Annotated in this window: 7 protein-coding genes; 1 reads left to right on the top strand and 6 read right to left on the bottom strand. The window is 36.9% G+C overall.

Features of this window, described 5'->3' with window-relative positions; translation table 11 throughout:
- Positions 1-305: 305 nt before the first annotated feature.
- The 6 genes from IQ228_RS12985 to IQ228_RS13010 form a co-directional block, all read right to left on the bottom strand.
- Positions 306-2690, bottom strand: a complete 2385-nt coding sequence (locus IQ228_RS12985; RefSeq protein ID WP_193963028.1) for a dynamin-like GTPase family protein — start codon at positions 2688-2690, stop codon at positions 306-308.
- A 54-nt stretch (positions 2691-2744) separates the two neighbouring features.
- Positions 2745-5234, bottom strand: coding sequence for a U32 family peptidase (locus IQ228_RS12990; protein WP_193963030.1), 2490 nt, complete (start codon positions 5232-5234; stop codon positions 2745-2747).
- Positions 5235-5293: 59 nt separating this feature from the next.
- Positions 5294-7372: a TonB-dependent siderophore receptor gene (locus IQ228_RS12995; protein WP_193963031.1), complete on the bottom strand. Its 2079-nt coding sequence runs from the start codon at positions 7370-7372 to the stop codon at positions 5294-5296.
- 257 nt (positions 7373-7629) lie between these two features.
- Positions 7630-8517, bottom strand: coding sequence for a hypothetical protein (locus IQ228_RS13000; RefSeq protein WP_193963032.1), 888 nt, complete (start codon positions 8515-8517; stop codon positions 7630-7632).
- 60 nt (positions 8518-8577) lie between these two features.
- A complete protein-coding gene (locus tag IQ228_RS13005) occupies positions 8578-9087 on the bottom strand; it encodes a hypothetical protein (protein ID WP_027401586.1) in 510 nt (169 codons plus the stop codon).
- A 93-nt stretch (positions 9088-9180) separates the two neighbouring features.
- A complete protein-coding gene (locus IQ228_RS13010) occupies positions 9181-9828 on the bottom strand; it encodes a class I SAM-dependent methyltransferase (RefSeq protein ID WP_027401587.1) in 648 nt (215 codons plus the stop codon).
- A gap of 111 nt (positions 9829-9939) precedes the next feature.
- On the opposite strand from IQ228_RS13010, the gene IQ228_RS13015 reads away from it, so the two are divergent.
- On the top strand, positions 9940-10380 hold a 441-nt coding region (locus tag IQ228_RS13015), incomplete at its 3' end, for a glycosyltransferase family 39 protein (protein ID WP_193963033.1).

Below are 10380 nucleotides of genomic sequence, written 5' to 3' on the forward strand. Positions count from 1 at the left end.
CAGTTATGGATGGTGTTGAAACCAGAGGTAAAAAAGGAAAACACCGGACAGAACGTACTAAATTTAACAAAGCTAATTAGGTTAACTTTTCTTTACATACCTTTAAATTTTTCTGTTCACCTACTTACATCTAATTGACTAGCTTTTAAAATATAACCATCAAAATCAATAATAACATCACCTTGTTCAGAATCTAAAATTTGAAACTTATCTTCCATCTCTCCTCCTCTCTGCGCCTCTGCGTCTCTGCGTGAAAAAAATCTTAATTAGGTGAACACAGAAAAACCCTGCATTCACCCAACACATTATACCTCTTCCTCCCCAATTATCGGCAACAAATGTTCATACAACTGCATCGCTTGTAAACAGCCATTAATTCCCGCAACTGCTGTATTATACTCCTCGATTTTCCCCGCAACCTGACTCAACAAACGTTGATTATTAGCAATCTTTTCCTCAGCTTCTTGTTGCAATGTTTTCTCTAAATAAGCCCGCGCATAAGTATATTGTTGTAATATCTCATCTGCTTGTTTTTCCACCATTGGTAACAACTGAATTTTAATACTTTGGTTGATGGTTTGACGGAAAGATTGACGAATACTGTAAGAAACTTTCGGTTCAAAATCTAACTTTAATAATTGTCTAATTGCAGGTTCAGCGTCAACAATACTTTCTGCGTCGTAACCTTGCGAAGTTTGTTCTAATACTTGTCGAAATTGATAGATAGAAAAAGTTCCTTCATTATAAAATCTGGGGCTTTCTCTGACAAAGCGATCGCATTCAACACTAGCAGCAGTTACCAAAGATTGAGTAATCAGTTTTTCTATCTCTTTTACCTGTAATTCAATTCCCCCATCATTACCCAACAAACGATATAATTGACGGTAATATTCTGCTTTTCTAATCTTGTCCATTAATTGTTGGAATAGATTACTAATTACCTGTTGACAAGATTCTATTAAAATATCTTCCAACTGATTTGATAGGTAATAAAAAGCCTCCACCAAAATAGCTAATAAAGGTGCAGTTGCGTTGCGAGGATGACTCAAAGTTGCGCGACGATAAGCTTCTGCAACGGAAAATGTATCTAATAATTCATCAAGACGACGAATCATCCGTGATTGTAATTGTCGAAAATCTGTTTCAAATTCTTCGCAATTATTATTAATTAATCTGTTAACTTCATCATGAATGTGCTGATTAAAATCTCTCCCAACTTGCTGGAGTTGCTGATTTAATTTTTGCAACTCATATTCTTTCATACTTTCGATTTCTCGCGGTTGACTATCTAAATCAATTTGCACACTTTGATAGTGTTTTTTGAGTTTGATACAAATATCTTCTAAATCATCTGCGAGGTTTTTGAATAATTGGGGACGTTTTTCTTCTGTCAGATAGCGAGTAATTGATGTCCGAAATTCTTCAACACCACTATCTTGAATGAGTTGGTTAATTAATGGTGTTCCCTGTTCGCTTAAAATTCTCACATAGTTATCATTAGACGTTTCATAACCATGAAGAGAAATTCTAAATTGACTGGGAGAAAGTTTACCTGAAGCAACGCAGTAATTATTAAAAGCAAAAACAAATTGTGGTGTTTCTTCTTTACTATCTAAACCTTTAACACTTTCTGCAAAAATCGAATCTAAACCAAATCTATCTAATCGCGTTGTTTGTTTAATTTGACTTCCATAAAATCCTAACAAACCACTAGTTTTATAAACTCTAGTAGTATCTCGAAATTGACTGTTAATTAAATCTTCTAACCGTTGTCTGAGTTGGTTATTGTACCAAGTTTCATCAATGCGGTTAAAGATATAAAAAACCCTGTCTCTTATCCCCGCATTTTCCCGCATTGTTTCTAACAGTTGGGTTTCTTCCTTTGTCATATCTCCTGCTGACGCAGGTTTGAGAACACAAACTACTGCTGATGTATCTGAATGTTGAATTTTTTGATATGTTAATTGTGCATCTTTTTCGACTGGTGCATCAATTCCTGGTGTGTCTATAATCACGTTACCATCTTCCAAAAGCGGGTGATAACAATAATATTCAATTCGTTTCAAAACCGCGCTATTACTACCTCTGCGTGCATATCCTGCGGCTTCTTTGAGGTTCGTAAAATTAAACTGTTCCATGGAATATGTTGCATTATTAAAGCTGTTAATTCTTTCTTTGTTTGCAACATATCCTTCTAATAGCAAAATTAATGCTTTTGCTTGTTTTGCACGTTCTGATTTACTCTCTCCTCCTTCTTGTTGAATAATTGCTGTACAACCTTGATGCAATAAATCAACTACATCTTGTTTATTGATATTCTCTACGGTATTAAATCCCAATTGTTGACACAAAAACACCGCTTGTTCTTGAATTTCTTTTTCACTCAAAAAGGTTAAAACAACTCTTTCTGAATCTACAGGTGCATATTCAATTTTACATTCTGTACCAGTCGCGTGTCCTTCTGCACTATATAATAATTCCCTCTCTAATAGGGCATTAATCAACATGGATTTACCCGCACTAAAAGCACCAGCAAATACAATTTCAAACTTAGGAGAAACTGCTTTATCCAAAGAAATTTGCACAGATGTAATATCTTGAGAACGCAAAGCTGCTTCTTGCTGTAGAAGTTGGAGAATAGATTCAACTTGTGCTTGCAATTGCTGACACTGAGGCATTAAACTGGACATAAAAAGTAGTAATCAAGGTGCATAAGTATTGTAATACTACTTATTGCCATTTAGCTACATTATCCCCAATGCACCACGAGTCACACCTAATTGGTTTTGTAGCTTCAATTCTCTCCACAGTTGCGAACCGATGATTTCTCCTTGGAGTAATTTCTGATAGCTATGTATTGTTTTTTGTACTTGTTCTGGTGTTTCGCTGACAAATTCAATCCGTAAGTGCTGTAAACCCAATGAAATCAGCCGTTGCACATATTCTGCTCCGGTTTGTGCTGTGGCGTTATATACTGTATTTCTACATCCTGCGTCTGCTTTGAGAATATGTTCACTACCTACCCTATCTCTGATTGTAACCGCTTGTGTATCGCAAGGTCTACCACAATTGGTGTAATCTGTTCCTTCAGACAGAAAAGCGCAAAATACACAATGTTCCATGTGAAACATTGGGATATGTTGATGAATTGTGACTTCAAAATTTTGTGCTGGGTAATTGGTAATTAGATCTTCCAGTTGATTAATATTTAAGTCGTAAGATGCTGTTAATCGTTCTAAATTAAAGCGGTTTTTAAAGTAATCTGCGGTTAAAGGGTTAGCAATATTTAAGGAAAAGTCACCAACACATCTTTCATTCGCAAAATATTCTAATTGGTCATAATTTCTAATTAAATAACCATCAGCTTGGGAAGCAAGAACTTGTTTTAAAATCCAGGTTTCTCCAGGTTTGGTTATCCGGGGTGGTGCGACAAAAATACTAATTTCTTCCTGTTTTGATTCTCGCACTATTTTTACTGCTTCTTTATAATTGCGAGGATCTTCAAATTCACAATATATAGTTTTGATATCTGTTGTTAATACTGCTTTTAATTGTTCGATGTTTCTCACCAAAACAATCAGGGAAGGGGAAGCGGAAATTGGTGTAGATTTAGAACTAATTAAATCTTGCCATTTTCCGTGATGATTTAATTCCCAAAGTTTGGGTCTACTTCTTAATTCCTCTAATTTGCTAACTATCTCCCGACGCATTCGATTTAACTCACTCACAGGTAACATAATATTCCCGTTGAGACTATTTATAAAATTGTCTAAATGGAAAGGTGTATTTCCTAACCTGCCAAATTGTTCTTTTAATCTTTCTGTTGAGAGGGGTTTTGTATGTGCCTCAGCTATCAATATTTCTGATTCTACTTGCACTATATTCCAAGATTGATCACGGGATATAGCTATTAATTTTTCGCCAATCTCTCCATGTACTTCGATATTAATCGGTCTGGTAAATTGGGGATGTTCTCCAGTATAACTTTGACGGATTTGTTTATCTAATTCGGGATCATTTGTCTTCCAAACTCTATCACCTATATGGATATTATGGAAATTTAAATCATTTCTGCCAAAAGTTAAAATGACATCCTGACCATTAGGAATAACTGCATATATTCGTCCCCCTTCTTCCTTCCTTTCTGGGTGTCCGCAATCAAAAACAATCCCATCTCCCGGTTTGACAGGTGCTTCTAACTTTATTGTTATTTCGGCATTTCTAATTCGGGTAACTTCTCCCAAATAAACACCGCGTTTTTTACCAAATCTCCCATGCACTAACTCTTGATTATTAATTCCCTCAAACCAACCTGTATATAGTCCGCGAGAAAATGCCATTTCTAACTTATATTGGTCTTTCTTTCGACTAGAAAACGTCTCTACATTTGTTTCTAATAGTTGATTTAAAGCTTGACGATAAACGCGAGTTACATTAGCAACATATTCCGGTGCTTTCAACCGTCCTTCAATTTTCAAAGAAGTCACTCCAGATTTTACTAACTCTGGTAAAACGTCTAAACCTGCTAAATCTTGAGGACTTAATAAATATTTGCGATCGCCTAAATTCACAACTTCTCCATCTGCAATTAAATCATAAGGCATTCTACAAGCTTGAGCGCATTCTCCCCGATTTGCAGAACGTCCTCCTAGTGATTCACTGGTTAAACATTGTCCAGAATATGCGACGCATAAAGCACCGTGAACAAAAACTTCTAAAGGTAGGGAAGTATTTTTTTGAGATATTTGTTGTTGAATTTTGTTAATTTCCGAAATCGAACATTCTCGCGCCAAAACTACCAATTGACAACCCAAAGATTTAGCAAATTCTACCCCCGCAGCACTGGTAATAGTCATTTGGGTAGAAGCATGAATTGGAAAGTCAGGGGAAAGATGACGAATCAGCCGACAAATACCCACGTCTTGCACAATGACGGCATCAACACCGGCAGAAATGATAGTTTTGAGGTATTGTTGTGCTTCCGTTAGTTCCTGGGGGAAAATCAAGGCATTCAGAGTGATATAACCTTTGACTCCCCGCAGGTGCAAAAATTCCATTAATTCGGGTAAATCTGCTTCTGTGAAATTCTCAGCCCTCATTCTCGCGTTAAACTTTTCTAAACCAAAGTAAATCGCATCCGCACCATTTTCTACTGCGGCTTGAGCGCATTCCCAGTTACCCGCAGGTGCTAGGAGTTCGGGGATTTTCAGGGTAGGGGTGGAGATGCTTGTCATTTTGGTTAAGTCAAGGTTATGTCAGCTTATAGATTGTACCTAAATTGAGGGAAAGTTGCCTACAAACTAGAAGTTAGACCCACACGGAAAGTAAAACCAGGACTATATATCCGATTCACTCGTTCATATTGTTCACCGAGAAGATTTTCTAAGTAAAAAGTTAATCCCAAGTTTTTATTTACAGGAATCCGTCCACTCAAATCTAAATTAAAGAAAGACGGGGCAAAATCTGTACTTTTTTCTCCTGCTCCAGCATTATTAAAAACAGAACGACGAGTACCGCTATTATAAGTAGCATATAAATTACCTTGCCATCCATCCTTTTGATAACCAATTCCGGTTTGTAGTGAAGAATAGGGAATTAAGCCTAATTGTAACCCCTTTTCTGTGCCTGTTTTGATTTGAGCATCTGTGTAAGTATAGTTAATAAAAGTTGACCATGCACTGGCAATTTTTAATTGCAATGCTGCTTCTAAACCATTGGTATCTACTAAACCAATATTTTCCCATCTGCCATTAATTACTCCCAACCGATTATCTAAACTATTGCCAAAATAAGTAAATTGTCCTAACAAATTTGCAGACAATCTCACATCTATTCCCGCCGTCCAAGTAGAACCTGTTTCTGGTTTTAAATCTGGGTTAGAATTCCAATTATGAACTGTATCAAAAACATATAATTGATCTAACCCTGGATTGCGTTGCGCCCCTGCCCAACTTCCACGCACTGCAATAGCTGGATTGACTGCATAACGTAACCCAACACTAGGATTAAAATAACTCCCAAATTGACTATCAAAGTTTTGTCTTACCCCTAAATCTGCTTGCAAAGCATCGCTAAGTTGCCAAATATTGACAGCAAATAAAGCTGTATTAAATGTACTTCTATCTTCCCTTTCATTTTTAGCAATTCTTGCTGGATCTGTACTCAAAACATCGCCAATTAAATCAGTATTTTTTAAATCTAAACCCCAGCGCAATTGATTATTAGGGGTAATTTTCCATTCATGATCTATCCTAGCTTTTAATTGTTGTGTATCTAAAATTCCGGTTCGGTAAAATGTCGCTCCCGTTGGTCCGTATGTGCTAAAATAATCTCGGTTGTAACCCAATGTAGTTGTTAAATGAGAATTTTCTCCCTTACCCAGTCGAGTCTTCCAAGATAAGCCAATATTCAAACCATCATGATCTAATCGGTCTCTTTGTAAAGGAAACCCAAAATAAATTAACCCCCGACGACTACTCAGGGTAGTTACATCTAAATTCAAAGAATTTTTAGGATCTAAATCTACACCTATGCTACCAAAATAAGTGCTGGTAGCTGTATCTGCATTAAATAAATATCCTTGAGCATCACGATTTGCAGCACCAATAGGAACGCGGTAACGATTATCTATAAAGAACCTTTCAAAGCTAAAATTGTATTTTACTTTATTCGTTGCCCCACTATAAGTTACCTGTTGATTATTTAAGTTCAATGAGCCAAATTCTGCACTAGCATTTAATTTTGGCTTGCCATAACCTTCTTTGGTAATGATATTGACAACTCCGCCAAAGGCTGAAGAACCATATAGAGAAGAAGCTGTACCGCTATATAATTCGACTCTTTCAATAGCCTCTATCGGAATACTATTTAAATCAGTTGCACCATGATATGTACTGATATTACTATTAATTGGTCTACCATTAATCAGGAATATGGATTGATTAATTGAAGCTCCTCGATAGTATGTACCTGTGTGAATATCTGCACCATGTCCAACATCATTGATAGCAAAACCGGGCATTCTTTTTAAAACATCAGCAACACTCGTTGCCCCCTGTTTTTGAATTTCTTCTTGTTCAATTACATAAGTGGGAGTAGATTCAGGGAGAACATCTTTTTCCCCAATGGTGTCTATGGAAATATCTGCATCGTCTGTAGGCGTTAAATCTGGTTCTGGGGCGGGTTCTGACTTAACTTCTACTGTTGGTTGTTGGGTTAATAATTGAGCATTTGTGGCGGTTAATTCAATTTCACTTAAACTAGGAATATCTAAATTGACTGCATTTTGATTATTTTCATTATCAGCAGCTACAGCAGGAAATGTCACCAGTAAACTTAGTAAATAAACTGGTAGGAAAAAATTCTTAGTCATATTTTTGGACTCACACCCGGTAATAAAAATCACTAATTTCCATTTTCCCTATAAATAGAAATTGTGTCAAAAGACAAGCTGTCATACTTATACTCATAAAGACTCAGATTTAAAAGGATGAAGTCCAAATTTATCTGCGTTTATCTGCGTCCATCTTCTTCCATCTGCGGTTAATTATTTCTTCTTGTACTTCAAAATATAGTGGTTATCGCTAGAATTCAATAAAATAGAGGGCGCAGACCCTGCGCCCCTACAGACTAAATTTCAGCGATCGCTCGTTCAATTAAACGTCGTGCTAAAGTCTGAGTTCCTGTGTGTTCATAGTAATTTGTAGACACATCTATAAATGCTGCTAGATAATCTAGCTTGTCATCAGCAATTTGTGTGAAAGATTGCAAATTACCAATTACTTTTTGTGGGGTTAAATTATTGCTTGTCACCAGCCCACTCATCCAACCGCTAACTGAATTAAAACTTTCCCCAATAAAGTTGAGTTTACCGGCATCGCCACTGCCAGGAATAGTATTTTTGATGCTTTGGAAAGTCGAGTTTTGGTTTAAATCCTGGGGATTCATTCGACTAATCCCAGATAAGGCTTTGTTAATAAAATCTGGTCCCAGGGGTATTAAACCATCAACACAAACTAATGCCACCATGCGGATAAGTGACTCACCACCATACTCACCTAAAGCACCAACAAAATCGCCGATACTATCTCCAGGAATGCCATTAATTTGACAAAAGGCGACGACTTCAGCTACTAATTTCAGGGTTAAGTCAATGGTTTGAGCTTTGTCTGGTTTGGGAGTCAGAGAGTTTAAAAAACCGAGCATGGGAATGTTTTCCCCAATTTTATTAGCCAAAGCTGCTGCACCCAAAGCCTTATCTGCACCGTCAACGGTTTGATAAAGCCAGAGGGCGGTTTGATATCCTTGGGATTTGTCGTTAAATAAATAAATTGCTCTTTCGCCAATTTGTTGAATTAAGTCTTCGTCAGTTTCCCCGGTAACAGTTTTAATGGTATTCACAAAACCAACTGTATTTTGCCATTCACCAGGAGCAACAAAATCTAAAGCGTTCAACATGGAAACAGTCAAGTTACTGGTTGGTAGTTCGTCAACTAGCTGCTGAATTGGTTTACTCACAAGATTCTCCTTATGTATGTTTTGTATTAACGTCGGTTGTTAGTTAGGGAAGCGATTAAACTATTTCAACTTTGCTAAACCATCAAGATTAAATTTTTCTATCCAGGCTGCGCGATCGCTCGCAGTAAATGATGGACTTTTAGAAATCACCTTCACTTGGTACTTATTCACTAGCACAGAAGTTTGAGTATTACCGACTTTTACTGCGGGATAACCACCTATTTTTTCGGTGCTATTAGCAAATTTAGTCGCTGCCCCAGGTATGCTACTAGTATCAGAAATAGCGAGTTGGGCAACTACTTTGCCATCCTTTTTCAAGTTTGCCTCAGAAAAGCCCTTTTTCTCTTGGGTGTAGACTCGATCATAACCATCTCCGCCACTGGGGAAGAATTTATTTAATTGACTACCCTGAGTTGCACTTTTAACTACTGCCTGTCCACTTCTTTGCTTTGTACTTTCCTGTTGTACTTGATCAAAACGACTGGGTGCTTTTGTCGCGCAAGCTGTAGTCAGTAGTACAACTGATAGCAGTACAGCAGCTAAAACTCTCCGTCCACGATTTATAACCATTTTTGGATTCTCCTTGATACTTGAGCTTGTGAGGCAATTATCAGCTATTTTGTCACCTACAAACTAGAAAATTTACTTGTGAACTACCCAAAACTACGCGAGACGTTGAGCTATCACTGCATAAAAAGGATCTCCACCTGCTACTCCCAACCACTGCAAGAAAATTGGTGCTGTTGAGGTCGAACAAATCACTTCCGGGGTCGTGAATCCAGGAACTGAGGTAAAATAGCCCTTGACCAATTCTACTCTAAAAGCTTCCGAACCATCTCGCCAGGCTTGAATTGCCTTTTGAAAAAACATCCGGTTAGAAAAACTAATAATTGCTATCCCACCAGGTTTAAGAATGCGATGTATTTCCGAAAATATAGCCTCTGGGTATTGGATATATTGCACAGAAACACAGTTAATAACAGCATCAAAGTCTTGATTTGGAAAAGGTAACTGGAGATTTGTATTGATATTTTGGACAAAGTAATGATTTAATCGAGTATTTCGGGCTAGTTCTTCAGCATTTAGTCCATGTCCTTGTACATGAGCAAAATTTATCTCTGTAGGTAGATGCGATACCCAGCTACTCATTAGATCAAGAACACGCATATTTTCTTGAAGTCGCTGACGATATAAATCAGTCAGTTGTCGAATAAAACCATCATCTACATGAGTGACAAAGCGAGGGTAATCATAGAATAACAGATCATCCGATTCATCTAACTTAATCCGTTGATTTGGTTGCAGTAGCATAAATGTCTTTTTTACCTGATCTAGAAATTTTGGCTAGTATTTTAATTGGTAAGTTATTTTTGATAACTTCACTTATTTTACATGAAAAATACTATATTTTACAATTCATAAATGTTTTTTAAATCACCACGAATCATCAATATTATCCAATTAATTCGGCTATTTTGGCAATTACCATATTGCAAATTATTAATTTGGCTACTCCCTTTATTGTTATTTACTTCTGGGGAAACCAGTCTCATGGCTCATGATGAAACACTTTATGCTTTGAGAGCTAGACAAATGTTGGAAACAGGTGATTGGGTATCACCTTGGGGTCATCCTCATCATAAGACCCCTGGTTTTTATTGGTTAATTGCTGTTTTTTATCAAATATTTGGCGTTAGTGATACAACCGCGAGAATACCGACAATGATTGCGGGAATTTTGAGCATATTTGTTATTTATAAAGTGGGAGAAATTCTTTTATCTCAAAAATTAGCATTTTGGGGAATTATTATTCTCAGCGTAGAATTTTTGTGGATACAATATTGTCGGTTATCAACACCCTGT

Source organism: Dolichospermum sp. LEGE 00246, from assembly GCF_015207865.1.
GTDB classification, from domain to species: domain Bacteria; phylum Cyanobacteriota; class Cyanobacteriia; order Cyanobacteriales; family Nostocaceae; genus Dolichospermum; species Dolichospermum heterosporum.